This is a genomic window from Propionimicrobium sp. PCR01-08-3, assembly GCF_030286045.1.
Classification (GTDB): Bacteria; Actinomycetota; Actinomycetes; order Propionibacteriales; family Propionibacteriaceae; genus Brooklawnia.
This window is the reverse complement of record NZ_CP127390.1, coordinates 1,555,287-1,580,677: the sequence shown is the minus strand read 5'-3', so window position 1 is coordinate 1,580,677 and position 25,391 is coordinate 1,555,287. Positions and strand designations below refer to the sequence as shown.

Genomic DNA, 25,391 nt, shown 5'->3' with positions numbered 1-25,391 from the left:
GAGGGGCTTGCCCTTCGATTCGGGTGACGGAGATGACACACCCGCAGCGCGCCTTTCAACCCGGATCATGAGCCGCTTTTGGGCACTTGGTAAAGCTATAGGCTGGTCAGCGAGTTGCACTCCGTTAACTGATCCAAGAAAACAACAGCAACTCACTACCTGGGACATAGGTCCGGCGGCTACTCTCGGTCAGGTGAGGGCCTCACAACGAGAGGCTGCCCGTGGGCAATTTCTGGACGGGGCGCATGCGATGACGAAGAAGCATCCCGATACAGGACCCGCACCGCGGGGGTTATTGAAGTGTGGGCTCTCGGACCGAGGAAAGGGCACAATCTATGCGAACCATGCCGAGGCTAACCAAGGCATACCGCAACGCCAAAGTTGTCGAGATTGATTCGTCGTCCAGGATCGTCATCTTCAGCGATTCTCATCGCGGCGACGGTAGCTTGACCGACGAATTCCGCAAGGACCGGGATATTTTCGAAGCCGCCTTACAGCAGTACTACGACGACGGCTACACGCTGATCGAGGCCGGCGACAACGACGAGCTGTGGGAATACAGCAAACCGCACCACATCATCAAGGCCAACCCCGAGGTCTTCGACAGACTCCGGCAATTTCATCTGGACAAGCGCTATATTCGCATCTTCGGCAATCACGACATGCAGTTGCGCGATCCCGAATATGTGCGCGAACACCTCTACCTTCGCATCAACAACGTCACCGGACGAGTAGAGCCGCTGCTCGACGGCTTGAAGGTCGAGGAAGCAGTCTTGCTGCGTCACAAGAACACTGGTCAGGAGATCTTGACGGTGCACGGTCATCAGGGCGACTTCTCGAACGACCAGGCGTGGCGGACGACCATGTTCACCTTCCGCATCTTCTGGCGGCACCTGCATGCCCTCGGCATTCACAGCCCTTCCAGCCCTACCCGCAACAGCGGCCAGCGGCACAAGGTGGAGCGCAACTACGTGCGCTGGATCCTCAAGCACGGCACGGCGCTGATCTGCGGGCACACCCACCGCGAGCGTTTCCCCATCGGCGACGACGCCCCCTACTTCAACTCGGGAGCTTGCATCTTTCCCGACTACATCACCGGGCTTGAGATCGTGAATGACGCCATCAGCCTGGTCGGCTGGTCGGTGGTTCCGGACGCAAACGGCTACCTGCATGTCGCGAAGAAGATCATGGCAGGCCCCCGGCCGCTGGCCGATTTTGCCAGGCATCCCGATCCGGTCAGGCACCGGCGTCCGGAGAAGTCGCTGGACCGGTGGAAGATCATCGCCGAGGCATCGGCCCACCCCAGCGTGGGCTGAGCCTGAGTAGTCGCACCGCGCCAGAGGATTGCTACGTCCAGGCCATTGGCGTCTGAGGGGCAAGTCGGTGAGCCGACGCGGTCGGCTTTTGATCGGCATCTGTTCCGGTTTGACGAGGCCTCTTACTCCCAAGAGATGGAACCGGGAGGGTTCTCGCGCAGAACCTGGCGGCGTTTGCGCACCACCATGACGCCGGCGACGACCCAAACGATCAGCTGGCTCGACATCGCGATCCGGAAATCATCGGGTGACGGGTCTCCCCCACCCAGAACGCTCAAGATGGCGCCGATCGCTGCCACCGTGAACAAGGCCGCCAGGAATCCGCCGACGATGACGACCCCGGTCGCGGTACCGAGCCGGTCACCGGGCACATAGCTACGGTTGATGTCGAACGCGATGTTCGAGGCCGGTGGGCAGGCCGCCAGCGCGATGGCGAGTGTCACCAGCAGCCAAGTCGGCGCCGACCCCGGCCAGACCAGCATCAGCGTCCAGATCACGGCGGTCGCACCTGCGACTCCCAACACCAAGAAGACCCGGCGGTGTTGGGACCGTCTGGTGGCCACACCCATCAACGGCCCGATGATGATTCCACCGATCACCATGATGGTCAGCACACTGCCCGCCTGCGCGTCGCTCAAACCCTGCGCCTGAGTGAGGTACGGGAAGCCCCACATGAAGGTGAACATCAACGGCGCCGAAGCCGAAATCATATGGACGAAGAAGCCGAGCTGGGCGGCAGGCATCGCTATCACCTCGCGGACACCGGCGAAGGCTCCCCCGCTGCCGTGCGAGGTGACGTCGACGCCGCGTGGCGCGTCGCGCACGACCAGCACGTCGATCAGGCAGCCGAGCAGACAGGCCCCGGCAACGGTAAGAAATGCCGGCATCCAGCCGTGGTTGTTCAGAATCCAGACCAGGGGAACCGCCGACAGCCACTGCCCCACCTGCCCCATCACCGCCGTCAACTGCGTGAGCACGGCCACTTGGCGGGGCGGGAACCAGGTCACGATGAGCCTGATCGCGGACGAGAAGATCAGCGCATCTCCCCCGCCGATCAGGATGCGGGCCGCGAGCCCGAGCGGGAAGCTGGTCGCCAATGCCAGCCCGATCTGCCCGACCGAGATGATGGCCAGCCCCGCAGCGATGGTCTTTCTGCTGCCGTGGCTGTCGAGCAACACGCCAGCGGGTATCTGCATGGTTGCGTAGACCAGCATCTGAACGATGACGAAGGCGCTCATGGCACCGACCTGGGCACCGAAGTGCTCGGCCGCTTGAACACCCGCCACTCCGAATGACGTGCGCGAGAACACGGCCGCGATGAACGCCAGAGTTCCTGCGATCCAGATCGTCCAACCTCGCCAGCTGCCCCGGACGGCGTCGGTCATGGGCACACAGCTTTCGATTCGAGACGGACTTCTATCGCCAGGGGTACGGCGCGTTGAGTCTAGCGGGTGTTCACTGCGCGAGCACGCGGGCGCGCACCCCGCTGACCACCTCGGGCAAGAAGACGGCGTTCGGGAGCATCAGCGACATGGTGGCAAAACGGGCTTCCTTGCCGTTCTCATTGACGTAAAACACGTTGTAATTGCCCTGCTCCATCGCCACCCGGGTGATGGACGGCCACGGCGCACGTTTGGCGCTGAGCAGGCCGGAGACGTCGATGCCGTCGGCCGAGAACTCGAGCGGCCCGAGCTTGAACGGCATCGGCTGATTGACCAGCCAACCGATGATGCGTGGGCCGGCCTGATCGGCCAGCATGTCGATCAGCGTCCGGTAGGCCTGTTCGCACAGTTCTTTGGTGGCCTTCTTCTGCAGGGAGCCAAATGACCAGTTCAGTTTGAAATCTCTGCCGTTGGCATCTCCGAGCTTCACCTGGTAGGTGGTCTGGGTCGGGATGCCGTTGGTGAAATGCCGGGTGACCTGGATCGAGATCGACCAGATATCGGCCACGGCCATCGATTTGCCGTTGAAGGTCACCCAACTGGTCGTCAACTGCAGATGCCGCTTGACAAGCGCGCCCATCGGCAGATCGACCTCATAAACCCATTCGTTCATCCTCAGCCTCCAGCGCCAGACGTTAGCATTTGCGCTCCGCGGGTCCCCGGCCGTGCCACGAGGCGAACAGTGGTTCGGCCCAAGGTGTCGCCGTCGACCCGGCGAGCCGCTCGCCGTCGTGCAGGCGGCCTACTGAAAACTAGACGGCTCGCGTTGCAACAGCAGCGAACTCTCTTATGGCGAGCATCGTACGAGACGGCGAGCATCCGGAGCCGACGGTGAGCGGCCGGACTTATGGCTAGCGGCTGAACGACCAGATGGGCCACTCAGCGCTTCTTGTACAGCGACTTCGACTGATAGACCGGCTCGCAGGTCACCTGGACGCCCAGATTGCGGAAGATCCCTTCGTCCACCGAACCCAGGATCACGCTGGAATGTACATCGCAGCCTCGTAAGCCGGAGAGCTCGGCCAGCGCGCGGCGGGCGTTGTCGTCCGAATTCGCGCTCACCGACAGCGCGATCAGCACCTCGTCGGTGTGCAACCTCGGATTGTGGCTGCCCAGATGCTTGGTCTTGAGAGTTTGGATCGGTTCGATGGTCTCCGGGGACAGCAGTTTGATGTCTTCGTCGATCCCGGCGAGCGCCTTCAACGCGTCCAGCAGCATCGCCGAACACGCACCCAACAGCGGGGACGTCTTGCCGGTGATGATGCGTCCGTCGGCCAACTCGATGGCCGACGCCGGATTCTTGGTGCGTTTGGCAACCTCGAGGGCAGGAGCCACCACCGGGCGGTCCTCATTGGTCAGCTTCAGTGAGCTCATCAAAAGCGCGATGGCGTCCGACTGGGTGGGCTCCAACTCGTCGCGGCGCTCGGCCACCAGGGCCTTGTAGTGCCGCCGGATGATCTCCTGCTTGGACGCCTCGCGGCAGACCTCGTCGTCGCTGATGCACAGCCCCGCCATGTTGACACCCATGTCTGTGGGCGACTTGTAGGGCGAGGTGCCCAAGATCTCTTCGAAGAGCCGGTTGAGCACCGGAAAGACCTCGACATCGCGGTTGTAATTGACCACCTGCTCGCCGTAGGCGGCCAGATGGAAGGGGTCGATCATGTTGACGTCGTCCAGGTCGGCGGTGGCCGCCTCATAGGCCATGTTGACCGGGTGGTCGAGCGGCAGGTTCCAGATCGGGAACGTCTCGAACTTGGCATATCCCGAAGTGATGCCGCGTTTATAGTCGTGATAGACCTGCGAAAGACAGGTGGCCATCTTGCCGCTGCCAGGCCCCGGTGCGGTCACCACGACGAGATCGCGGGTGGTCTCGATGTACTCGTTGCGGCCATATCCGTCGTCGCTGACGACCAGCGGAACGTCGTTCGGGTAGCCCTTGATGAGGTAGTGCTTGTAGACCTTGAGGCCGCCGCGCTCCAGCTTGCGCTTGAAGCTGCGGATCTGCGGATTGGACTCGGTGACATGCGAGATCACCACCGAACTCACATAAAGCCCATAGGAGCGGAAGGCATCGACCAGCCGAAACACGTCGGCCTCGTACGAGATGCCGAGATCGGCGCGTACCTTGTTGTTGGCGAGATCGAGCGCGCTGACCACGATGACGACCTCGACCTCATCGGCGAGCTTCTCGAGCATCACGATCTTGTTGTCGGGCGTGAAACCCGGCAGCACCCGGGAGGCGTGCATGTCATCGAACAGCTTGCCACCGAATTCGAGATACAGCTTGCCGCCGAATTCATTGCGCCGGGCCACGATGTGCTCGGTCTGCAGAGCAATGTACTTGTCCCGATCAAAACCTACGGCGCGCATTGCCCTCCCCTGCCGACCCATCAACGGCCAGATCTTAGCCGAAATCCACCGGGTTCTGCTTCCTGCACGTCAGCCGCCGGCAATAAAGTGGACGCATGACTGAGCTAACCGTGGTGCCGGAGGATTTCTCGTCCGCATTGGCCATCGTCGCTCACCCCGACGATCTGGAATACGGAGCAGCTTCGGCGATTGCCCGCTGGACCGGACAGGGCAAGAAGGTCGACTATTTGTTGGCGACGTGCGGCGAGGCGGGCATCGACGCCATCGATCCGGGCCGTTGCGCCGAATTGCGCGTGGCAGAAGAACTCGCCGGGGCCCGGCTGGTCGGGGTCGACGAAGTCGAGTTCCTCGACTACCCGGACGGAATGATCGTCTACGGTCTCGATCTGCGGTGCGACATCGCCCGGGCGGTACGCCGAGTTCGCCCAGACCTGGTGATCACGATCAATCACCACGACCAGTTCGGGCCCGGACGCTATAACCAGGCCGATCACATCGCGGTCGGCCGTGCGGTGATCGATGGTGTGCGAGATGCCGCCAACCGCTGGGTCTTTCCCGAACTCGTCTCGGACGAGCATCTGGAGCCGTGGTCGGCGAAGCGAATCTTGGTATCCGGCAGCCCGCAGGCGAACGGATGGGTGGATGTCACCGACAGCTTTGACGCGGGCGTCGCGTCCCTGGCCGCCCACCAGGAGTATCTGGCCGGGCTGGGCGAGAATACGATGAGCGATCCGCGGGCCTTTCTGGAACCCATCGCGAAATCGGTGGGCGACGAAGTCGGTGTGCGGCATGCTGTCTCGTTCGAGGTGATCGAGCTATGAGTGTGGTTGCGCTCTCACTCAAAGCGGTTGGCACGCAGCGAGCGTTTCGAGTCGAAAGCCCGGCAACACGATGACCATGACCGGCGACATCATCCCCATCCCGCTACCGGACGAGCAGTTGATCTTGCACCGTTTCGCGATCAAACCGCACCACCTCGACCGGTATCTGCCGCTGTGGCGGCGCGAGGTCGAGGTTCGCCGCCGGCACGGCTTCACCACTCACCGCGCATTCTTGGAGACCAACGCCGAACCGAAGCTGACCTGGCTGTACTCGCATGCCGATCCAGACGCGGGGAATCAGGCCGTTCTGGACGACCCCGAAACCGCAGAACTCGATGCACTGAAAGCACCTCACGTGTTCCGCAACGTGAAGATCCGCCCGGTACGCGGCGAGTATCTGAGCCACCTCGACGCCTCGGCCGATGCGCATCCGCTGGCCGTGATGCGGCGGTATTCGATCGTCGGATCGTGGGATGAGTTTCTCGGCATCTGGCGGCGCATCCTCCAGGTGCGCGAAAAATATGGTTTCGGCGCGCTGTTCGCGGTGGCCGACGAACCGGAGAACATGTTCACCTGGGCATTCGAATTCGACGGCGAGTGGGCGGACTTTCCGGCCGCCCAGCGCGACTACTACCACGACGACGACCGGGTCGCCTTGCGCGGCGTCTTCGACTTCATGGCCGACTACACCATCAATCCCGCCACCCAGCTGCTATGACGATGAAGCCCATCGCCCATATCCGCAGCGACTTCCCCGCCAAATTCGGCATCCCCCGGCAAGCCGGCCTGGTGCCGGAGCTTCAAGCCGCGGTGGTCTTCGAACCGCATTTCCGCAACCCGGACGCGATCCGCGGCATCGAAGAGTTCAGCCACATCTGGCTGATCTGGGAGTTCTCCGCCGCCCGCCGCGACGACTGGAAGCCGATGGTGCGCCCGCCCCGGCTCGGCGGTGAGCAACGGCTCGGAGTGTTCGCGACCCGCTCCCCTTTTCGTCCGAACCCGATCGGGCTGTCGTCGGTGCGGCTGCTCGGTGTCGAGCACTCCCCCACGTTTGGACCCACCTTGGTCGTGGGCGGCGCCGACCTGATGAATGGCACTCCGATCTTGGACATCAAGCCCTATATCGGTGCCGACATGCACGAAGACGCTGCCTTGGGGTTCACCGCACGGGGCGGGGACTACCGCGTCCGGGTCGAGATCCCGGACGAGCTGCTGAACCAGGTACCCGCTGAGCTACGCGACGGATTGCTGGGTGTGTTGGCAGAGAATCCGCGTCCGGCTTACCAAACCGACCCCGAACGCGTCTACGGAATGAGCTTCGCCGGCCTCAACGTGAGGTTCCAGGTGGCGGGTGGAGTCCTCACCGTTGTGAGCATCGAGACGATGACGTGATTGGGAACTTGCGCCGTCCAAGATGTGCGACGCAAGAGCCGTCCAGATGGTTGTAACCGGACCGGTTTGATTCGCATGGCGATCGTCTCCGCGTCAACACGGCGATGAGACTCGTTCAAGGACTGTCCTGGTTCGATGGCGACCGGGACTGATCGCTTGCCGGTGGCTCGGCTCGAATTGAGGCCGAGGCTTTGGCGGGCCTTATGCCGACGCAGCAGCGGCCTCGGAGGCGATCAGGTCATGCACCGCCTTCACCACCCAGTCTCGTTGGCACAGCACTTTCTGCGCCTTGGCGCGTTGCCGCCAGCCGATGTCGAAGGCCAAAGTCTTTCCGAGGCGCAGTTCGACCGCGAGTCCGCCTAGGCAGACCGCGCGCGGGGAGGCCTGCACGGGATCGTACAGCGCGGTGACAGCGAGATCCCTGGCTGAGTTCAACGCCTCGCCGTTGACGATGCGATACCGGTCGCCACGAAGCCCGCTGCCCGGTGTCTTCACTACCCAGCCTGCGCTGGTCAGATCGTCCAGCGACTGATCGAGATAGAACTTCCCGCCGCCTTGAATGATCCGAACCGGCTTACGGTCGCCATGAGTTGCAAGAACCCGCAACAGAGCGTCCACCAACGGGTCGCCGGTCGGACGCAGGTCACGCACCTGAACCTTCTTGTCGATCAGCGTGACCCGTTCCTGCATGGCGAGCTCCGCCAACGTAGTACCGGTGGCCGCCAAGCGAGCGTGCCCCAAGTCACGGACGCGGCCGTTGCGCGGGTCGATGGCCAGCAGAGCCATCTGATGCGTCAGGTTTGCAAAGAACTCCATGACCAAAGCCTAGAGGTGGATCGCATCATCGCTTGTCGGATGTGAGACCACCGAATTGCCGGGGCACCGGCGCCCTCACCAGGACGGCAAGCCCGGCCCTGGCATCGCGACCTCAACGATCGTGCAGACATTGCTGGTTTGTTACGAAATCGTCCGAATGCTGAATGCGATTTGCCTGATTTTAATGGCTGGCATATATTCATTTCAGAATTCATCCGGCTCAAGGATACGTCGTATCAAGCGAGATCCGCGGGTTCGGATTGACTGAACAATGGGAGACACCATGAACACGCAAGCGAACCTGACCCCTTCGGTCACGCCTCGCCCGGCCATGTGTTGTCTCTGCTGTATGCGCTGATCGCCTTCGTGCGATAGCCGTTCTTGGGCGTCCCCACACCAGGGTCGATTGCCCCCACTGATCACCCGTAGGTCCGCGGGCCGGCATTTCTCTTCTTAAATCACCATTTAAGAATTATTGGATCACCATTCATCAGCAGTATCTCCACCATGCCCAGATATCTGGAGAATTCATCATGCATAAGAACATTCGGCGATTAACAGCGGTCGCAGTGGCCTCGATCACCTTGTTGAGCGCCTGCGGCGCTGACTCGGGATCCGGATCGTCCGGGTCGGATTCGGACACCATCTATTTCGGCGTATCCGGCCCTCAGACCGGCGCCAGCGCCGAGCAAGGCACCTACTGGCAAGAAGGTTTCGACCTCGCCCTCGAAGAAGTGAATGCTGCCGGCGGCATCGACGGCAAGCAACTCGCCCTGAAATGGGAGGATTCGCAATCCGACCCGAAGCAGTCGGTGCCGATCGCACAGAAATTCGTGGCCGACGATTCGATCATCGCCGAACTCGGTGACTTCAGCTCGGGTGCCTCGATGGCCGCCTCGGCCACCTACCAGCAGGCCGGGCTCGTCCAATTCGGATTCACCAACTCGAATCCGCAATTCACCGACGGCGGCGACCACATGTGGACGACCAGCCTGACCCAGGAGTACTACCAGAAGCTCAGCGCCGACGAGGTGACCAAGGATCACACCAAGCTGTCGATCGTCTACATCCAGTCCGACTGGGGCAAGTCGTCCTTCGACCTGTTCAAGGCCGAGGCCGAGGCTCAGGGTGCCGAGATCGTCTACGAGTCGGCCATCCAGCCCGACTCCGAGGACTACCGTCCGGTGCTGATCAAGGCGCGCGACGCCGAGCCGGACGCCATCGTCCATATCGGGTACGCGGCAGACGGTGCCCGGGTGGTGCGGCAGGTCCGCGAACTCGGCTACGAGGGCACCTTCTACGGCGGCCAGAACACTCCCGAGTTCTTGGAGTCGGCCGGAGAGGCCGCCGAGGGAACGATCATCAACGAGAATCTGCTGGTCGGCAACACCGCCCCCAGGGTCACCGACTTCTACGCCAAGTTCGAAGACAAGTACGGTCACGAACCCAGCACCTTCTCGGCCTACGCCTATGACGCGCTCAACGTACTCGTCCAGGCCGCCCAGAAGGGTGGGGCCACCCGCGAGGGAATCTACGAAGGCCTGGCGTCGGGAGACTCCTTCGACAGCGTGCAGTTCGGCGAGTTCACCTTCGCCGACAACCGCCGACCGAACGACGTCCCGACCGTGCCGGTCGTCGTCCAGGATGGCGCCTACGTGGCCTTGTATCCGCAGTCATGATCGACACCATCATCTCGGGATTGGTCCACGGCAACGTTTATGCACTCGTCGCCGTGGGCATCTCCCTGATCTTCGGCGTGACCAATGTGGTCAACTTCGCCCAGGGCTCCATCGTGGGGCTGGGGGCGATGCTCGGCTGGTGGTTCATGGGAGTGCTCGGCTGGCCCTGGTGGGTCTCGCTCGCGGCCGTGGCGCTGGTCGCATCCATCATCGGCTATCTCATCAATATCAGCGCGGTCCGCCCGCTGCTGTCCGCCCCACCGATCGCCGCCCTGCTGGCAACCTTCGCGGCGTCCATGATCCTCGACAACCTCAGCCAGATCGTTTTCGGCAGCGAAACCAGAGCTTTCCCCGAGCCGCTCGCCACCGGCAACCTTCGGCTGGGCGGCGTCAGCCTCGGCACCAGTGATCTGGTGTCGTTCGGCTTCACCATCGTCGCCATGACCGGCCTGTGGGCCTACCTGAAGTTGGGACGCAACGGCCGCGCGATCCGGGCCACCGCCGCCGACCCGGACGCGGCAGCCCAGATGGGCGTGCCGGTCGCGCGGGTGCAGAATCTCTCGTTCCTGCTGGCCAGCCTGCTCGGCGGAATCGGCGGCATCTTCTACGGCATGTTCGCCGGCGTCATCTCGCCGATCTCGGCTTCGTTCACCGGCACGGTCGGCTTCATCGCCGCCGCCGTGGGCGGGCTCGGGTCGATCACCGGCGCGGTGGTCGGCGGCCTGCTGCTCGGTCTGCTGGAGGCGCTCGGGGTCTACGCTTTCGGCGACGGCTTCCGCGACCTGTTCATCTTCGGGCTGTTCATCATCGTGCTGCTGGTCAGGCCGCACGGGCTGCTCGGCGCCAAACACACCGTCACACAAGAGCCGATGACCGGCACCTTCCTCGGCGCCGGACGAACCATCGAACTGCGCTGGTGGCACTGGCTGATCGTCGCCGCACTGGCCGCCGTCGCGGTACCCGTGTTCGGCGGCCCGGTGGCCAGCGCGGTGGGCACCCAGGTGATCATCTACGCGATCATGGCGGTGCCGATGACCCTGCTGGCCGGTTCGGCCGGGCAGGTGTCCTTGGGTCAGGCCGCGCCGGTGGCGATCGGGGCGTACGCGTCCGCGCTGCTGGTGATGCGGATCGGCTTGCCATTCGGCGTCAGCCTGCTGCTGGCCGGTGTCATTGCTGCCGTGATCGCGACGGTCGTCACGCTGCCGATCTGGAGACTGGGCGGACACTACATTTCGCTGGCCACGCTGGCCCTGGGATATGTGGTGCTGGCCGTCATCCGCAACTGGGATTCGGTCACCCAGGGCGCCTACGGGCTCACCGGCATCCCCGCCCCGCAACTGTTCGACATCGTCTTCCTGACCTCGCAGCAACGCTATCTGCTCGATCTGGCGCTGCTGGCGATCACGCTCGCGGTGGTCATCGCGATCCGCACATCGCATCTGGGCACGGTGCTATCGTCGGTCGGCTCCGACGAGGTGGCGGCCAGGTCGCTGGGCATCTTCACCCGTGACTACAAGATCATGGCCTATGCCATCACCGCGTTCTTCGCCGGCATCGCCGGCTCGCTGCTCGCCCACCAGTACAACTATCTCGACCCGACCGTGTTCCCGATCCAGATGTCGATCCTGGTGCTCACCATCGTGGTGCTCGGCGGCATGAACGCGCCCTTCGGCGCAGTGATCGGAGCCATCGTGCTGGTCGGGCTGCCCGAGGCCCTGCGCATCGCATCCGATGTCAGAATCCTGCTCTACGGCGTGATCATGATCGCAATGATCCGGTTCCGCCCGCAGGGCCTGTGGACGAGGAAGGCAGCATGAGCGACGACTACGTATTGCAGGTGCGCAACCTGCACCGCCGATTCGCGGGACTCCGCGCCGTCGACGGCGTCGATATCGATGTCCGGCGCGGCCAGACGGTCGCGATCATTGGGCCGAACGGCTCGGGCAAGACCACCACGCTGAACCTGATCACCGGAGTGCTGCGTCCGAACGAGGGTGAGATCGCCATCAACGGCGAGACCATCGCCGCCAGGCGTCCGGAACAGGTCGCCAAGGCAGGAGTCTTCCGCACCTTCCAGAACGGCCGGGTGTTCGGCAACCTGAGCGTCGCCGAGAACGTGGAGGTCGGCACTCACCTGTCGCTGACCGCGACCAGGCCGTTCAAGCAGTTCGCCGGCAACCCGCTAATGAGCTGGCTGCCGGCGCTGGCCGAAATCGTCACGGCGCTGGTTCCGCTGCCCGCGGTCCGCCGGGAACGCGCGAATATCGCGGCGCGGGTGGGGGCCCAGATCGGACGCTTCCCCGAGCGCCTGGGGCCCAGGCGCGACCACCTCGCTTACACGCTGAGCTACGCCAACCGCCGGCGCACCGAGATCGCCCGCACCCTGGTCGCCGAGCCGACCCTGTTGGTGTTGGACGAGCCGACCGCCGGCATGAACCAGTCCGAGACCGCCGAGATGCTCGCCCAGTTGCTCGAACTGAAGGCCGCCGGCCAGACGATTCTGCTGGTCGAGCACAAGCTCGATCTGGTGATGAGACTGTCGGACTGGATCTATGTGATGGACGAGGGGAAGGTGATCTCCGCCGGCCCGCCGGCCAAGGTACGAGAAGACCCGAAGGTGATCGACGCCTACCTCGGCAGCCGGTACGCGAGCACGGGAGAAGACGATGAGTGAGACCCTACTCGAACTGCGCGGCATCGACGTGAACTACGGCGCGGCCAAGGCGCTCGATCACATCAATCTCGCGGTGCCGCCCGGCCAGATCGTCTCCCTGCTGGGCGGCAACGCATCCGGCAAATCGACCACGATGAAGACCATTCTCGGCCTGGTCAAACCCGCAGCCGGTGAGGTGGTGTGGGCGGGCCAGGATATCTCGACCTGGCACACACCAAGGCGGGTCGCGTCCGGTATTGCATCGGTCCCCGAAGCCAGAAGAGTCTTCGGCCCGATGACCGTCGAGGACAACCTGATCATGGGTGCCTACACCCAGACCGACCGGTCGCGGATCCGCGAAGACCTGCAGGCGCAATACGAGCGGTTTCCCAGACTCGCCGAGCGCCGCCTGCAGGCCGCCGGAACGTTGTCGGGAGGCGAGCAGCAGATGCTGGCTTTCGCCCGGGCGCTGATGAGCAGGCCCCGGCTGATCTGCATGGACGAGCCGACCATGGGGCTGTCCCCCAGGCTGGTCGACGAGGTGCTGGCCACCATCGCCACGCTCAATTCCGAGCTGGGCGTTGCTGTGCTGATGGTCGAGCAGCAGGCAGAACTCGCCTTGTCGATCGCCCACTACGGATACGTGCTGGCCACCGGCCAATTGGTGCTCGAAGGACCGGCCGCCGAATTGCTCAACAATCCACGAGTCCAGGAGGCCTACCTGGGCAAGACAATCGAGAACGGAGAACACGCATGACCACCAAGCGCGAACGATTCCTGAAGGCCGCACGCGGCGAGCAGACCGATCGTCCACCGGTAGGTGCATGGATTCACTACGGGTCGAGCTATTGGACGCCCGAGCAGGCGGCCGAGGCTCATCTGCGCTTCTACCACCAGTACGACTGGGACTTTATCAAGGTGATGGACGACTTCCGGTTACAGGTGCCCGAGGGCCTGGAAGAGATCACCGACCCCGCCCAGTTGGACGATGTCGTGCCGGACCCGTCGGCGTCGTTGCCGAATTTGAAGAAACAGGCCGAGGTGTTGCAGATCATCCGGGCCAAGGCCCCGGAGGCCGCGATCATCGACACCATCTTCTCCCCCACGCAAACGCTGGTACGGGCGCTCGGCGAGACGGTGATCGACTACTTCAAGGCCGATCCGGCGCTGGCCCATCGCACGACCGCCCGGGTGGCGGGTGCCTTGGCGAAATACGCCGCATCTCTCGCCGGTCTCGGGGTGGACGGGTTGTTTCTGGCGATCAACGGCGCGAGCACCGATCCGACCAGTTTCGGGCTGAGCCATGAGCAGTTCCACGAGTGGATCGAACCCTACGACATCCAGGTGCTACAGGCCGCTGAGGGGCTGGTGCGGATCGGTCATCTGCATGGTGAAGGCGCCGACCCCGACCTGCTCGGCAACTATCCGTTCGAGGTTTTGAACTGGTCTGACAAGGTGTCTCGTCCCACGATCGAAGAGACGCAACCCAAGTATGGCTGGGTGCCGATGGTCGGCATGGACGAGATCAACAGCCTTTACTGGACGCCCCGCAAGGCCCGCGACGAGATTCTGGCGGCGCGCAAAGCCGCGGACGACAGGCTGATCGTCGCGCCGAACTGCACGCTGCACTCCGACGGCTCTCCGCTGGTGCTGAAGGCGCTGCGGGAGTCGGTCGATCTGCCCCTGGACTGAGTTTCAGGGACCCCACCCCAATGGTGGGCGCGGCCACTGGGCAGGCCGCGCTCACCATGCCTCTCGCCGGACGCCTTCGACCCTCTACATCGGTGACGGTTGTGCTGTCATCGCTTGTCGGGCGCGAGTCCACCGAATTGCCGGGACGCCGGGGCTGTCACCAACACGGCCGTGTTGGCGGAGAACCTTGCCTGCAATTCGTCGAGAAGCCAAAATCTGTCGATTAATTCGGAGCGTGCCTTGCGTCTACCGAAGAAACGCAGATCCGGAGCGATCTCGGAATCGAGTCCGGTGACCGAGGCCATTCCTGCCAGGTATGCGGCTCTGGTCGGCGATCCTTTCGGGTCGTTGAATCCCTGCAGCGCAAGTCTGCGAGCAACGTTGACTCGGTCGTCATCTGGCAACCGGTACCGGTTGACAGAGAGTCTGGACGATGAGACGAGCGCCAGCCAGCCGTTGCTCAGAAGTTCTTGAATCGCCAGATCGCGGTAGGTATCGCGAGGCTCCTTGATGATCAGGCGCGGGTCTCGATCAGGACGCCCGGTCAAGTCGGCCAACATGGCATCGACCATCGGCTCATCGGTGGGCCTCGAGTCCCGGACCTGTATCTTTCTCGACGGCGTCACGCGCGTCGGCGGCACCCGGCGCACACGCTCCTGCAACACGAGCTCTGCCAATACCGCGGTCGCGACTGTCGAGCCCAGCTTCGATGATTTGCGCAGTGCACCGCTCGCCGAATCAATGGCGAGCAAGACGATCTGGTGTCCGAGATTCTCAATGGGCTCCATGCGCCGAGCCTAGTCAGGCACAAGGAAGTAGGGTGAGTGCATGCGCAAAATGGTGGCTGGTGTGGTCGATTCCTGGGACGGCGAGCGCGGCTACGGCACGATCGTCATGGACGACGGCGAGCCGGTGTGGGCGCACTACTCCACGATCCGCGGCATCACCGGGTTCAGAAATCTGATCCCCGGTGAAAGGGTTGCGATGACCTTGCTCGCCAGAGACCCGGAGGCCACGAATACCGAGGCACCCGGCTTCGCCTGGATCACCGCGGATATATATCCGGTCGAGCGCATACCGGATGAATCATCCGATCCTCTCGAGAACAGGATTGCGCAGCTCGACAGGCTCGTAGGAATCGTGCCTGATGACATAACGCTTGATGAAGTGCGACTCGAGCGGTTGCGGGTAGAAATCGATGGGACCTCGGATGGGCACCACGCGTCCTTCAGCTTGGAATCCAAGTGGTGGCCGGCGGCACAAAACGAGGGACGGCTGAGCGACGACAACTAAGCGGCGGGTATCAGCAGTCCTCCAGTAACTGGCGCAGGACCCTGGCACCGAACTTGACGGCGTCCACCGGGACGCGTTCGTCCACACCGTGGAAGAGCAGGGCGAAGTTGAGATCTTCGGGCAACTGCAGCGGCACGAAGCCGTAGCCCTGGATGCCGAGCGTGTTCAGCCACTTGTTGTCGGTGCCCGCCGACAGGCAATACGGCAGCAACTCGGCACCCGGATCCTCAGCGAGAATCGCTTGGTGCATCTTGTCCACGAACTCCGACTCGCGCGGCGCGTCCAGTGAAATGCCCAGCTGATCGACGATCAGTTCGATCTGTGGCCCGGCCAATGAGCGGATGGTGTCGAGCAGTTCATCCTGGTGCCCGGGCAGGAAACGGCAGTCGATGTGCGCGGTCGCCTCGCCGGGAATCACATTGTTCTTGTAGCCCGCGTCGAGCCTGGTGAAGTTCGCCGAATCGCGCAGCGTCCCCGCCACGAAGGCTCTGCCCCCGCCCATCAGGTCGAGGAAACCCTCCAGGTCATCGCGTGGTGAGGCACCGGTGATTTCGTGAACCTCATCGAACAGCGCCTGCACGCTGGCCACGTATTCGATCGGCCACTCGTGCTGGTCGATCCGGGTGATCGCCTCCGCCAGCCGGACGATCGCGTTCTCATCGTTAGGCAGCGAGCCGTGGCCCGCCCGTCCGAGCGCCCGCAGATGTACCCAGGCATAACCCTTCTCGGCGGTCTGCAGCAGATACGCCCTTCGCTTCTCGTCCGAACCCGCGACCGGCAAGGTGATCGAATAGCCGCCCACCTCACTGATTGCCTCGGCGCACCCGTCAAACAGCTCCGGGTGGTTCGTGACCATCCACTCCGATCCCATCCGGCCGCCCTGCTCCTCGTCCGCGAAGAAGGCGAAGACCAAGTCACGCGGCGGCACGATGTTTTCGCGTGCCATCCGGCGCAGGTTGGCGAGCATCATACCGTCCATCGACTTCATGTCGACGGCGCCGCGTCCCCAGATCATGTCGTCGCGCTCGTCGGCCGAGAACGGATCGACGCTCCAATCGGACGCATTTGCCGGCACCACATCAAGGTGACCGTGCACCACCAGTCCCCCACGCTGCGAGTCGGCGCCGGCGATCCGGACGACGACGCTCGCCCGTCCGGGAGCGGACTCGAACAAGACAGGATCGAGGCCGACCTCGCGCAGCAGGCCGACCACATAGTCGGCCGCCGGACGTTCGGTCGGCCCCGATCCATCGCCAAAGTTGGAGGTATCGATGCGGATTAACTCGCGCGTGATGCGCACGGCCTCGGATTCAAGTTCGGTCCAATCGCTCACCGGTCAAGCCTTGCACACTTCCGACCGGATCAGGCGGATGATTCGGGTACATGGAGGCGGGTGGTGACGGCTTCGAGATTGCCGCGCCCGAAATCGGCTCCCGCGCCAAGTATCTCGGGCGCTTTTGCGGATTTCGGGCGCATCTGCGTCCCATGCTGTGGCTTTCAGATCAGTCGTTGGCCCGATGCTGGGTCTCCAGCACTCGGCGCTGCAACGGGCCGCACAGTGACAGCGCCAACACTGCCAGCGCGATACCCGCGACCAGCACGACAGCCATCACGATCGGCCCGCCGTCGGACGCCACGCCCATGTCGCCGGCCAACTGGTACATGGGGTATCCCATAAAGGCACCCATGCCGGCGCCGATGATCACTGCGAAGACCAGCGGCCCGAGCGTCTCCAGCCACATCACCTTGGTGTTGAAGGCGACGGGTGCCCCCATCTTGTGCATGGCAACGGTCTGTTCGGCACGCTCGAATACGGCGGAGGCCTGGTTGATGAAGATGGACGCAGCAGTCAGCGCGAAGCCGACCGCCAGTGTGATGATGACGCCCTTGGTGAAGTCCCATTGGGCGGCTTCGATGAAGGACTGGGTCGCAGCGCCGTCGTCGGAGCCACTCCCGATCTCGATCGGCATGAGAGCCATGTATCCGCCGATCAGCGACAGCAATGCGATGCCGACGACCCTGCCCCACGTGATCTTCGGATTGGACTGAATCCTGCGGGCGGCCCAGATCACCGAGGGCGCCGGGATCTGCGCGATCAGCCTGCTGAACTGCTGCAAGAACCACGGTCCTGCCACGTTGAGCCCACCGATCATGAGCAGCATGATTCCGGCCAGCAGGAAGAACATCACGGGTGCGCTCAGCTGAAGCATCGACATCGCGACCGAGCCGATCACCAGAACGACTCCGAAGATCACCACGCGCCAGGTCTTGAGTCCCGGACGCGAGGTGCGCCGGGCCACCCCGAGCGGCGAGATGCGCACCTGCCGAAGTCCGTAAGCAGCCGAGGCGATGCCCAAGACGATTACCGCAATACAGATCGCGACGATGAGATACCACGGCAGCAACATCTCGGTCGCCTCGATCGGCAACGCGGTCATGGTCAGGTTGTGCCACAGCGGCAGCGTCACCAGGTATGCCACCAGACCGAGCGCGGTGCCCAAGGTGGCCTGGACGAGGGTGTCGAGAAGCGACATCCGGGTGACATCGGCCGATGACAGGCCAAGCAGCCGAAGCGCCGAAAGCCTGCGCTCGCGTCCGCGGGCACCAAGCACCGCGGCTCCCGAGGTGAGCGAGTAGACGGCCGGTATCAGCAGTGCACAGGCGATGATCGCCAAGATGAAGTAGCTCTGAATCAGACTGTCGAAGGAACTGTCCTCGGCCAGCACATCGAGCAGGATGCCATACGGGTGCCGCCAGCGGTTATAGAACATCCAGGTGCCGCCTGCCACGGTAAGCGCCAGCCCGGACGAGATGACGAACGCCACGATGGACGCGAGGTAGAGCAGCGACTCCCCTTCACGGGCGGCGAATCTGGCCTTGGTCAGCCGGATCGTGAACCCGAGCAGTCCGCTTACCTTCGCCGTGGGGGCGCTTGGGGATGATGATGCCGGAGATTGGGCATAGGTTGCCACGGCGCTCATCGGTTACTCCCCTCCGCCACAGCAGCCCCGGCGGCATCGGTCGCGCCCGTCGGCTTGAACCCGTTGGTTCCGCTGCCCTGCGACTCGGGCATCTGCATCCTGCGGTCTGCATGAACCAGCCCGTCGCGGATCTCGATCAGGCGTGAGCACCAGCGCGCCACATTGATGTCGTGGGTCACCACGACCAGGCTGGTGCCGGAGATCTGGCAGGTGGTGGTGAGCAATTGCATGACCTCGTGGCCGGACGCCTGGTCGAGCGCACCACTCGGCTCGTCCGCGAACACCACTCGTGGACGCCCGACCATCGCGCGGGCGATGGCAATCCGCTGGGCTTGGCCACCGGACATGTCTCCGGGACGCCGGTCGCGCAAGTCGGCCAGACCGATGCGTCCTATCATGTCGTCGGCTGCCTTCAAGGCCTGGCCACGGCTTGTTCCGGTGAGCATCAGCGGCAGCGCGACGTTCTCGCGCGCCGGGAGCTCGGGCAGCAGTTGGCCGTCCTGGAAGACGAAGCCGAATTGCGACAGCCGTAGATGTGAGCGCTTCTTGTCGGAAAGACGCGAGAGCGGATGGCCGTCGAAGTCGACCGTGCCCTGCTCGGGCACCAGCACTCCCGACAGGCAGTGCAGCAGCGTGGATTTGCCCGATCCAGAGGGCCCCATGATCGCCACCGAGTCGCCCGCCCCGATGCCGATGGACACGCCGGCGAGTGCGCGTACCGTCCCGAAGCTCTTCGTGATGTCATGGGTGGCCAGCAACGGCGCGGACTGTGGATGAGCCTGAATCTGGGTCTGCGAATACGACTGCGCTTGAATCATGGTGCTATTCCAGCCGGTGGATCGGGCGAAACGAACAGTGTGAGCACCCCTCTTAGGGTAGTGCTGACACGACGGGCACCGAGGATGGAATACCCCGACGAAGCCCCGAGCGCAAGCGAGCTTGCTCGGATTGCCGAGGGCAAGGAAGGGGTTGAACGCACAGCGGAACACCCCGACGAAGCCCCGAGAGCAATGAAGCGTGAGATAGCTTGAGGCTGTGAGATTGCGCCGCCACAAGAACCAGGTTTCGCATGAACAACAGGCTGCCGACACTATTGCCGCGCTGACCCAGTCCAGGCGTGCCATCGTCGATGCCTACGAGAACGAACGGCACCGCATCGAACGTGATCTGCATGACGGTACCCAGCAGTACCTGGTGGCGGCCGCGATGATGATAGGCGAGGCACAGCTGTCCCCCAGCGTGCAAGGCGATGCTGAACTGGCCAAGCGCCTCGACGAGGCACAAAATGCCCTTCACAGGGGGCTGGACGCACTGCGAGCAACCGTCCGCGGCATCCATCCACAGATCCTCAGCGAGCAGGGGCTGGCGGCAGCGTTGGAAGACGTCGCCCGGGCCTCGGCCAACCCGGTCCGGATCGTCTGCCCCAATCCCCTGCCCCGCATCCCGGAAGGCGTGCTGGCAACGGCCTACTTCTTCGCCAGCGAGGCCATCGCCAATGGAGCAAAGTACGCGCCGGGTGCCGACATCAGCGTGCTGCTCACCGCCGACGACTGCCTCCGGGTGTCGGTGGTTGACTCCGGACCCGGCGGTGCACACTTCGTCAGTGGGCATGGACTCGCGGGAATGCGGGAGAGACTGGCCGCGGTCGGCGGTGAGTTGACGATCTCCAGCCCGGAAAGCGGCCCCACCCAGCTGCGTGCGTCCATACCCTTGCTGCTGAACCGAGGAGAACCGGGAGTGAGACTATGACGACATTGGCGATAGCGGACGACTCGGCTTTGTTGCGCGAGGGTCTGATCGGTCTATTGGAGCGGCAGGGTTTCACAGTCGTCGCGCGGGAACCCCGGGCCGACACGCTGCGGTCGACCATGACCCGGCTGGCCGACCAGGGCGAGCTGCCGGACGTGCTCATCACCGATGTCAGGATGCCTCCGACCATGACCAATGATGGCCTGCAGGCAGCGCTCGACCTCAAGACGCGGTATCCCGAATTGGCCGTTCTGGTGCTCAGCCAATATGTGGCCCCGGTCTACGCGCAGCAGCTTTTCGCGCTGCCGTCGACTTCAGGTTCGGGTGGGTCGGGCTATCTGCTGAAAGACAGAGTCTCTCACGTTGCCGACTTCATTCAATCCTTGCGTGTGGTGGCCGCCGGCGGCATGGTCATCGACCCTCAGGTGGCGAGCGCCATGATGCGATCCAGCAGATCGGGACTCGGCGACCTCAGCCCACGCGAACTGGAAGTGCTCGAGCTGATGGCACGTGGTTTATCGAACTCGCAGATCGCTCAGGAGTTGGTGCTGTCGAATGCTGCGGTTGCCAAACACGTCGCCAACATCTTCGTGAAACTCAGACTGAGGCCGGACGAGGAAAACCGCCGGGTGCGAGCCATTCTGGCCTTTCTCGCCGACGGAAAACCTGCCTAGCCTGCCGAACTCACCGGACCTCCGCTGCCTCTCACTGCTTGATCAGTTGGGCGGGTGGTATCCGCAGTGTTATCGGCTCTCAACGGGTGTTGCTCGGGCAACTGGCCCGGACGACGTCAAGGAGACGGCTGCGGCAGCCGGGGCGGACATACGCCACGGTGGGTGGCATGCCTGTGGGTTGGTGCCGACTAGAGATGGGTGCTGTCGGCCAGGTTCATGTTGCGGGTCTCCGGAGCCATGATGATCGACAGAACGAGCCCGATCATGAACAGTCCACCGCAAATCCCCAGCGTGGCCGCAATGCCGAACCGATCCATGACGAACGGGAACAAGAAAGTGCCCACCGCCGAGACGATGCGGCTGACCGCCGTGCAGAACCCGCTCGCCGTTCCACGGATGTGCGTGGGGAACAATTCGTTGGGGTAGATCCACTGATGGGCGCCCATCGAGACGTTGAACGCGCCGTAGATGATGAAGACAACCAGGATGAACCAGAACGGCATATTGAGATGTGAGGTGGCGGCGAGCACGAACAATGCCGCACCCGAGATGGCGAAGGCCCAGATCATGGTGAGCCTGCGTCCGAGGGTGTCCATCAAGAAGAAGACCGGAACCAGGCCGAGCAGGTAGAAGACGTTCATCAGGGCCGAGCCGAGGTACTGCATGTTTCCCTCGGCGAATCCCATGCTCTCCATGATGATCGGCACGTAGGTGCCGATACCAAACGTCGGCAATACCTGCAACGACCAGAAGGCGGCCACGAAGAAGACCCACTTGCCCGAGCCGTTCCTGAAGATATCGGCGAGGCGGACGCGCGGCTTGTCATCGCCGTCGTGATCATCATGTTCGGGCAAGACCACGTTCGGTCCGATCTTCGTGAGGATCTTCTGTGCGTCGGCGTCGCGTCCCTTGCTCATCAGCCAACGGGGCGATTCAGGTGCCTGGCATCGTTCGATCAGCCAGACGCCTGACAAGATGCCGGGGGTCAGCAGCATCCAACGCCAGGCGGTTTCACCGATACCGAGCATGAAGTATCCGATGACGAAGGCGGCCGCATACCCGATGTACCAGAATGCGTTGAGGGTGCCGACCAGCGACCCGCGCTTGGATCTCGGTATGAACTCGGTGAGGTAGGGACCGGCCACCGGGTAATCGGCGCCCATCGCCACTCCGAGAAGGATCCGGAAGATGAAGACGATGAGCGGGTCGGTGAAGAAGAATCCGACAATGCAAACGGTCGTGATGACGGCGAAGTCGATGATGAACATCTTTCGCCGCCCGATCAGATCGGTGAGCTGGCCGCCGATGAGACTGCCGATGAACATGCCGCACAGGGTGGCCATCCCGATGAGCGCAGACATCAGCGCTGACAGTTCCACGAACTTTTGCATCTGCGCTAGGGCGACGGCGATGATTCCGAGCGCATAGCCGTCGACGAGCGGGCATCCGGCGCTGCAGAAGAACAGCTTCATATGGAAACGACTCAGGGGTACGTCGTCCATGGATATGGGATCTTGCACGTCAGTCGTAGCCATAACACTCCTCCTTGAGCGGCCCGCGGGAAGGGCGCCGGTGCTCTTTTCGGCAGCTGCGAAAGACATCACTCGCGCGGTGACATCACAGTTGTGTCTGCAACCCCACCCAGCCAATGTGCTGGGTGATCACAGATCACACCCTACGCCAGGTGTCTTGTCGAGAAGAGCTTGGGCCCGGTCCTGGGCATGCCGTGAGGTTGCTTGCCGGGAATACGAGAGATGTAATTCTTGTTTGATATCCTGACCGGTCGAACACGTAACGGAGGTGGTGACATGCTCGACCCTGCTGAACTGTTTAACCTGGAAGCGCACCTGGACCCGGAAGAGTGCACGCAGACCGAAGGTGAGCATCCCACGCTGGTCATAACGCTGGGTGGATACGCCGATGCGGGTGAGACTCAGGAGTTGATCGCCCAGCAGATATCGGATCGGCTGGGCAACCATAAGGTAGGTACTTTCGACATCGATCAGGTTTATGACTACGCCGGACGGCGTCCGCAGATCGTCTTCGATCGTGACCATTTCACCGACTATCGCAAGCCGGAGATCTCGTTGCGCAAGGTGACCGATGACGCCGGCACCGGCTTCTACTGGCTGTCCGGCCCGGAGCCTTCGCTGCAGTGGGAACGGATGATCTCGTCCATCGAGAACGTGATGTCCGGACTCGACATCGGTCAGGTGCTTGTCTTGCAGTCCGTGCCCGCCCCGACACCGCACACCAGGCCCGTCTACGTCACGGGTTTCGCATCAGACCCAAGCCTGTTGGGCGACCGTGCAGGCTTGCCCGGCGTCTTCCAGATGAGTTCACCGTTCGTCGGCTTGCTGACGCTGCGATTGGGTGAACACGGCAAAGAGGTCATCGGCCTCACGGCCCATGTGCCCTACTACGTGGCAGAATCCGGATACCCGGAGGCCGCGGTCGCCCTGCTGGAGCAGGCGAGCTCGGTCAGCGGATTGGCGTTGCCGGCTGACGGCAGTCTTGCTCAGGCCGCGCATGCTGTCGGCGAGACGATCGAGCAGCAGGTTGCTGCGTCCATCGAGGCGCAGCAGGTGGTGGCCCGGCTCGAGGAGCAGTATGAGCAGTACATGAGTCATCGTGAGCTCACCACAAGGCAGAACGTCCCGACTGCGGACGAGATAGGCGCCGAGGTCGAGAAGTTCCTCGCCGGCCTGGACGACGGCCCGTTCGGTGGTGGCTCGCCGGGCGGCGGATCGTCCGATACCCCGGAAGGCTGACGCGGGCTTCCTATCGCTCAAGCTGATCGATGATGGCGTCTTCGGAGTTAACCGGAGGCGCCATCATCGCGTTGCGACAACAGCGATACCGCGCCGAGTGTGACCAGGCCAGCAATAGACAAAATTTGTTGCGTGCTTCTTTGCACCATTACCGATTGCCGCGATTGCGGTTATAGCCGTGCTCGAATGAATCATAGTAGTCGATAAAGTGGCGTTCCAATGCGTCTATGCTCGTGAATCCACTGTTTGACAGGGCGATGGCACGAATAGTGAAGTGGTCTCCGTGCTCATAGTCAGCAAAGATGTGGCCATTCCCTCTTCCCTCGAAATGCCCGGCGACGCGATCAAGAACTTTTTTGGCTTGGCCGACATAGTACATGTCCCGATCCTCATTATAGAGAATGTAGACACCAGTAAAATTATAACGGGACGCATACTGTGGACGCCCTCGTCCACCAAAACTTGCTCGGCGAAGCGCAAGAAATGCCTCGGGCGTCATCGAGACGGAAGTATCTGCAAGCTGGGTCATATATCTCTTGATCTTCAGCTTCCGTCGCCAGATGACGTACTTTTCGACGATCTGGACAATGATGAGCAGTACGAAAAGTCCAAGGATGCCAAGAAAGATGTGTTGGATACCCGGATCCAGGCTTTCGTAGAAAGCTTTAAACATTTCAAAATAGTCGGTCATCTTGATTTCTGTCAGTTGTCACGTGTGCACTCTGAGGCCTACTAGAACACGTCATGAAATTTTGATACGGCAAATAGCAGCTGCGGTGAGACGACAGACGAGCTATTGGCGACGATTCAGGCAATGAATGATGAATTACAGATCCCAGGCGCGCACTCCCCCGGCGATGCCTGCGGCGTTCGGGACGATCACCACATCGTCGCCCAGTGCGATGAGGGCGCTCGGTGTGACACAGCGGGAGTTTCCGCCGCCCAGGTAGACGCGATCCCAGACGAAAACCGGACGCAGACTGTCGACCACCCGGCGCACCCTCCTGGACCACATCGCGTTGCCGAGCCTGCGGCGCTCCGGCTCACCGATGTACTCGTCGTAAGTCGACATCCGGATCGGTCCGCGCGATAGCTCCAGATGCGGGGCCAGGCGTCCGCCGTCGAAATGCGCAGAACCCAGCCCCGTCCCCAAGGTGAGGACGACCTCGATGCCGCTGCCGGTGATCACCCCCGCCCCATGCACCTCGGCATCGTTGAGCACCTTCGCCGGGATCTGCAGCTCATCCGCGACCGCGCCCTGAAAATCGAGCCCTTCCCAGGCCGCGACCAACTGAGGAAGCACTCGGCTGCGAGGCCCCCGATCGGTGATGTAGTGCGGGGTGCTGATGACGACTCCGTGCCGCAGCATGCCCGGCATCCCGACCGTGATCCGGTCGGCTCTGGGCAGTTGGGCTGCGAGCTCACGGAAACAGTCGATCAGGCGCTCGGGTGGCAGCGGGTAGGGGGTGGGAATGCGGATGACGGGGGCCTTCATCGTTCCGGCCGCGTCAAGCACTGAGGCCTTGAGTCCAGTCCCTCCGCAGTCGACGGTCAACGTGGTGAGTTGCACGGGCTAACTGTAACCCGGTGATCGTCCGGACTTGACCAGGTCGGTTGGCGGAGCCGTGAGCATCACAGGCACCAGTCGTCGACACAGCGCTAAGGTCTCTCCAGAGAAGAAGAACCGAGCGGTTCATGGGCTGCCCGACCGGGCAGCCGGCCGATGTCGGGATGTCGGCGAA

The 25,391-nt window shown here is 62.8% G+C and carries 24 protein-coding genes; 13 read left to right on the top strand and 11 right to left on the bottom strand.

What is annotated here, in order from left to right; genetic code table 11:
- Positions 1 to 344: 344 nt before the first annotated feature.
- Positions 345 to 1,316: a metallophosphoesterase family protein gene (locus QQ658_RS07200; protein WP_286026969.1), complete on the top strand. Its 972-nt coding sequence runs from the start codon at positions 345 to 347 to the stop codon at positions 1,314 to 1,316.
- Between the two features lie 122 nt (positions 1,317 to 1,438).
- Here QQ658_RS07200 and QQ658_RS07195 read toward each other — a convergent pair whose 3' ends face one another.
- The 3 genes from QQ658_RS07195 to QQ658_RS07185 all read right to left on the bottom strand — a co-directional run bounded on the left by QQ658_RS07195 (position 1,439) and on the right by QQ658_RS07185 (position 5,128).
- Entirely contained in the window at positions 1,439 to 2,701 is a 1,263-nt protein-coding gene (locus QQ658_RS07195; protein WP_286026968.1) for an MFS transporter, read from the bottom strand.
- Between the two features lie 70 nt (positions 2,702 to 2,771).
- Positions 2,772 to 3,371 carry a hypothetical protein gene (locus QQ658_RS07190; protein WP_286026967.1) on the bottom strand — a complete coding sequence of 200 codons (600 nt, stop codon included), beginning with the start codon at positions 3,369 to 3,371 and terminating at the stop codon, positions 2,772 to 2,774.
- A gap of 266 nt (positions 3,372 to 3,637) precedes the next feature.
- Positions 3,638 to 5,128, bottom strand: a complete 1,491-nt coding sequence (locus QQ658_RS07185; RefSeq protein WP_286026966.1) for a DUF1846 domain-containing protein — start codon at positions 5,126 to 5,128, stop codon at positions 3,638 to 3,640.
- A gap of 95 nt (positions 5,129 to 5,223) precedes the next feature.
- Between QQ658_RS07185 and QQ658_RS07180 the strand changes: the two genes are divergently transcribed.
- The 3 genes from QQ658_RS07180 to tsaA all read left to right on the top strand — a co-directional run bounded on the left by QQ658_RS07180 (position 5,224) and on the right by tsaA (position 7,341).
- Positions 5,224 to 5,949: a PIG-L deacetylase family protein gene (locus tag QQ658_RS07180; RefSeq protein ID WP_286026965.1), complete on the top strand. Its 726-nt coding sequence runs from the start codon at positions 5,224 to 5,226 to the stop codon at positions 5,947 to 5,949.
- 76 nt (positions 5,950 to 6,025) lie between these two features.
- Complete coding sequence (locus tag QQ658_RS07175; protein ID WP_286026964.1) at positions 6,026 to 6,667, top strand: hypothetical protein; 642 nt, start codon at positions 6,026 to 6,028, stop codon at positions 6,665 to 6,667.
- Positions 6,664 to 7,341: a tRNA (N6-threonylcarbamoyladenosine(37)-N6)-methyltransferase TrmO gene (gene tsaA / locus QQ658_RS07170; protein WP_286026963.1), complete on the top strand. Its 678-nt coding sequence runs from the start codon at positions 6,664 to 6,666 to the stop codon at positions 7,339 to 7,341. The genes QQ658_RS07175 and tsaA overlap by 4 nt, the downstream gene beginning before the upstream one ends.
- A gap of 201 nt (positions 7,342 to 7,542) precedes the next feature.
- Here tsaA and QQ658_RS07165 read toward each other — a convergent pair whose 3' ends face one another.
- Complete coding sequence (locus QQ658_RS07165; RefSeq protein ID WP_286026962.1) at positions 7,543 to 8,157, bottom strand: GOLPH3/VPS74 family protein; 615 nt, start codon at positions 8,155 to 8,157, stop codon at positions 7,543 to 7,545.
- A gap of 533 nt (positions 8,158 to 8,690) precedes the next feature.
- On the opposite strand from QQ658_RS07165, the gene QQ658_RS07160 reads away from it, so the two are divergent.
- From QQ658_RS07160 to QQ658_RS07140, 5 genes are read left to right on the top strand one after another with little or no spacing between them, the layout of a single operon-like run.
- On the top strand, positions 8,691 to 9,836 hold the full coding sequence (locus tag QQ658_RS07160) for an ABC transporter substrate-binding protein (RefSeq protein ID WP_286026961.1): 1,146 nt from the start codon (positions 8,691 to 8,693) through the stop codon (positions 9,834 to 9,836).
- Positions 9,833 to 11,653 (top strand): ABC transporter permease, encoded by a 1,821-nt coding sequence (locus tag QQ658_RS07155; protein WP_286026960.1) that lies wholly within the window; start codon positions 9,833 to 9,835, stop codon positions 11,651 to 11,653. The genes QQ658_RS07160 and QQ658_RS07155 overlap by 4 nt, the downstream gene beginning before the upstream one ends.
- Entirely contained in the window at positions 11,650 to 12,510 is an 861-nt protein-coding gene (locus QQ658_RS07150; RefSeq protein ID WP_286026959.1) for an ABC transporter ATP-binding protein, read from the top strand. The genes QQ658_RS07155 and QQ658_RS07150 overlap by 4 nt, the downstream gene beginning before the upstream one ends.
- A complete protein-coding gene (locus tag QQ658_RS07145) occupies positions 12,503 to 13,246 on the top strand; it encodes an ABC transporter ATP-binding protein (protein ID WP_286026958.1) in 744 nt (247 codons plus the stop codon). Before QQ658_RS07150 ends, QQ658_RS07145 begins: the two co-directional genes overlap by 8 nt.
- Positions 13,243 to 14,181 (top strand): uroporphyrinogen decarboxylase family protein, encoded by a 939-nt coding sequence (locus QQ658_RS07140; RefSeq protein WP_286026957.1) that lies wholly within the window; start codon positions 13,243 to 13,245, stop codon positions 14,179 to 14,181. Before QQ658_RS07145 ends, QQ658_RS07140 begins: the two co-directional genes overlap by 4 nt.
- Positions 14,182 to 14,288: 107 nt before the next feature.
- Here QQ658_RS07140 and QQ658_RS07135 read toward each other — a convergent pair whose 3' ends face one another.
- Complete coding sequence (locus QQ658_RS07135; protein WP_286026956.1) at positions 14,289 to 14,969, bottom strand: GPP34 family phosphoprotein; 681 nt, start codon at positions 14,967 to 14,969, stop codon at positions 14,289 to 14,291.
- A 40-nt stretch (positions 14,970 to 15,009) separates the two neighbouring features.
- Between QQ658_RS07135 and QQ658_RS07130 the strand changes: the two genes are divergently transcribed.
- On the top strand, positions 15,010 to 15,474 hold the full coding sequence (locus QQ658_RS07130) for a cold-shock protein (protein WP_286026955.1): 465 nt from the start codon (positions 15,010 to 15,012) through the stop codon (positions 15,472 to 15,474).
- A 10-nt stretch (positions 15,475 to 15,484) separates the two neighbouring features.
- Here the strand turns inward: QQ658_RS07130 and QQ658_RS07125 are convergent, their stop codons facing one another.
- The 3 genes from QQ658_RS07125 to QQ658_RS07115 all read right to left on the bottom strand — a co-directional run bounded on the left by QQ658_RS07125 (position 15,485) and on the right by QQ658_RS07115 (position 19,273).
- Positions 15,485 to 16,807 carry a M20/M25/M40 family metallo-hydrolase gene (locus QQ658_RS07125; RefSeq protein ID WP_286026954.1) on the bottom strand — a complete coding sequence of 441 codons (1,323 nt, stop codon included), beginning with the start codon at positions 16,805 to 16,807 and terminating at the stop codon, positions 15,485 to 15,487.
- A gap of 169 nt (positions 16,808 to 16,976) precedes the next feature.
- The gene (locus QQ658_RS07120; protein ID WP_286026953.1) at positions 16,977 to 18,455 is read right to left on the bottom strand and encodes an FtsX-like permease family protein; all 1,479 of its coding nucleotides are present in this window, start codon (positions 18,453 to 18,455) and stop codon (positions 16,977 to 16,979) included.
- A complete protein-coding gene (locus tag QQ658_RS07115) occupies positions 18,452 to 19,273 on the bottom strand; it encodes an ABC transporter ATP-binding protein (protein ID WP_286026952.1) in 822 nt (273 codons plus the stop codon). Before QQ658_RS07115 ends, QQ658_RS07120 begins: the two co-directional genes overlap by 4 nt.
- A gap of 217 nt (positions 19,274 to 19,490) precedes the next feature.
- Here QQ658_RS07115 and QQ658_RS07110 point away from each other — a divergent pair, with 217 nt between their 5' ends.
- Both QQ658_RS07110 and QQ658_RS07105 read left to right on the top strand, forming a co-directional pair.
- The gene (locus QQ658_RS07110) at positions 19,491 to 20,204 is read left to right on the top strand and encodes a sensor histidine kinase (RefSeq protein WP_286026951.1); all 714 of its coding nucleotides are present in this window, start codon (positions 19,491 to 19,493) and stop codon (positions 20,202 to 20,204) included.
- Positions 20,201 to 20,878 carry a response regulator transcription factor gene (locus QQ658_RS07105; protein WP_286026950.1) on the top strand — a complete coding sequence of 226 codons (678 nt, stop codon included), beginning with the start codon at positions 20,201 to 20,203 and terminating at the stop codon, positions 20,876 to 20,878. The genes QQ658_RS07110 and QQ658_RS07105 overlap by 4 nt, the downstream gene beginning before the upstream one ends.
- Positions 20,879 to 21,066: 188 nt before the next feature.
- On the opposite strand, the gene QQ658_RS07100 is transcribed toward QQ658_RS07105, so the two are convergent.
- On the bottom strand, positions 21,067 to 22,413 hold the full coding sequence (locus QQ658_RS07100; protein ID WP_286026949.1) for an MFS transporter: 1,347 nt from the start codon (positions 22,411 to 22,413) through the stop codon (positions 21,067 to 21,069).
- Between the two features lie 273 nt (positions 22,414 to 22,686).
- Between QQ658_RS07100 and QQ658_RS07095 the strand changes: the two genes are divergently transcribed.
- The gene (locus tag QQ658_RS07095) at positions 22,687 to 23,649 is read left to right on the top strand and encodes a PAC2 family protein (RefSeq protein ID WP_286026948.1); all 963 of its coding nucleotides are present in this window, start codon (positions 22,687 to 22,689) and stop codon (positions 23,647 to 23,649) included.
- Positions 23,650 to 23,797: 148 nt separating this feature from the next.
- On the opposite strand, the gene QQ658_RS07090 is transcribed toward QQ658_RS07095, so the two are convergent.
- Both QQ658_RS07090 and QQ658_RS07085 read right to left on the bottom strand, forming a co-directional pair.
- Positions 23,798 to 24,340: a GIY-YIG nuclease family protein gene (locus QQ658_RS07090; protein ID WP_286026947.1), complete on the bottom strand. Its 543-nt coding sequence runs from the start codon at positions 24,338 to 24,340 to the stop codon at positions 23,798 to 23,800.
- A 135-nt stretch (positions 24,341 to 24,475) separates the two neighbouring features.
- Positions 24,476 to 25,219, bottom strand: a complete 744-nt coding sequence (locus QQ658_RS07085) for an ROK family protein (protein ID WP_286026946.1) — start codon at positions 25,217 to 25,219, stop codon at positions 24,476 to 24,478.
- Between the last annotated feature and the right edge of the window lie 172 nt (positions 25,220 to 25,391).

Coding starts and splice junctions, on each gene's coding strand:
- QQ658_RS07130 (WP_286026955.1), top strand. CDS start 15,010: ATGCGCAAAATGGTGGCTGGTGTGGTCGATTCCTGGGACGGCGAGCGC.
- QQ658_RS07200 (WP_286026969.1), top strand. CDS start 345: ATGCCGAGGCTAACCAAGGCATACCGCAACGCCAAAGTTGTCGAGATT.
- QQ658_RS07150 (WP_286026959.1), top strand. CDS start 11,650: ATGAGCGACGACTACGTATTGCAGGTGCGCAACCTGCACCGCCGATTC.
- QQ658_RS07195 (WP_286026968.1), bottom strand. CDS start 2,701: ATGACCGACGCCGTCCGGGGCAGCTGGCGAGGTTGGACGATCTGGATC.
- QQ658_RS07165 (WP_286026962.1), bottom strand. CDS start 8,157: ATGGAGTTCTTTGCAAACCTGACGCATCAGATGGCTCTGCTGGCCATC.
- QQ658_RS07140 (WP_286026957.1), top strand. CDS start 13,243: ATGACCACCAAGCGCGAACGATTCCTGAAGGCCGCACGCGGCGAGCAG.
- QQ658_RS07180 (WP_286026965.1), top strand. CDS start 5,224: ATGACTGAGCTAACCGTGGTGCCGGAGGATTTCTCGTCCGCATTGGCC.
- QQ658_RS07160 (WP_286026961.1), top strand. CDS start 8,691: ATGCATAAGAACATTCGGCGATTAACAGCGGTCGCAGTGGCCTCGATC.
- tsaA (WP_286026963.1), top strand. CDS start 6,664: ATGACGATGAAGCCCATCGCCCATATCCGCAGCGACTTCCCCGCCAAA.
- QQ658_RS07155 (WP_286026960.1), top strand. CDS start 9,833: ATGATCGACACCATCATCTCGGGATTGGTCCACGGCAACGTTTATGCA.
- QQ658_RS07185 (WP_286026966.1), bottom strand. CDS start 5,128: ATGCGCGCCGTAGGTTTTGATCGGGACAAGTACATTGCTCTGCAGACC.
- QQ658_RS07095 (WP_286026948.1), top strand. CDS start 22,687: ATGCTCGACCCTGCTGAACTGTTTAACCTGGAAGCGCACCTGGACCCG.
- QQ658_RS07145 (WP_286026958.1), top strand. CDS start 12,503: ATGAGTGAGACCCTACTCGAACTGCGCGGCATCGACGTGAACTACGGC.
- QQ658_RS07105 (WP_286026950.1), top strand. CDS start 20,201: ATGACGACATTGGCGATAGCGGACGACTCGGCTTTGTTGCGCGAGGGT.
- QQ658_RS07090 (WP_286026947.1), bottom strand. CDS start 24,340: ATGACCGACTATTTTGAAATGTTTAAAGCTTTCTACGAAAGCCTGGAT.
- QQ658_RS07190 (WP_286026967.1), bottom strand. CDS start 3,371: ATGAACGAATGGGTTTATGAGGTCGATCTGCCGATGGGCGCGCTTGTC.
- QQ658_RS07175 (WP_286026964.1), top strand. CDS start 6,026: ATGACCGGCGACATCATCCCCATCCCGCTACCGGACGAGCAGTTGATC.
- QQ658_RS07100 (WP_286026949.1), bottom strand. CDS start 22,413: ATGGCTACGACTGACGTGCAAGATCCCATATCCATGGACGACGTACCC.
- QQ658_RS07120 (WP_286026953.1), bottom strand. CDS start 18,455: ATGAGCGCCGTGGCAACCTATGCCCAATCTCCGGCATCATCATCCCCA.
- QQ658_RS07135 (WP_286026956.1), bottom strand. CDS start 14,969: ATGGAGCCCATTGAGAATCTCGGACACCAGATCGTCTTGCTCGCCATT.
- QQ658_RS07115 (WP_286026952.1), bottom strand. CDS start 19,273: ATGATTCAAGCGCAGTCGTATTCGCAGACCCAGATTCAGGCTCATCCA.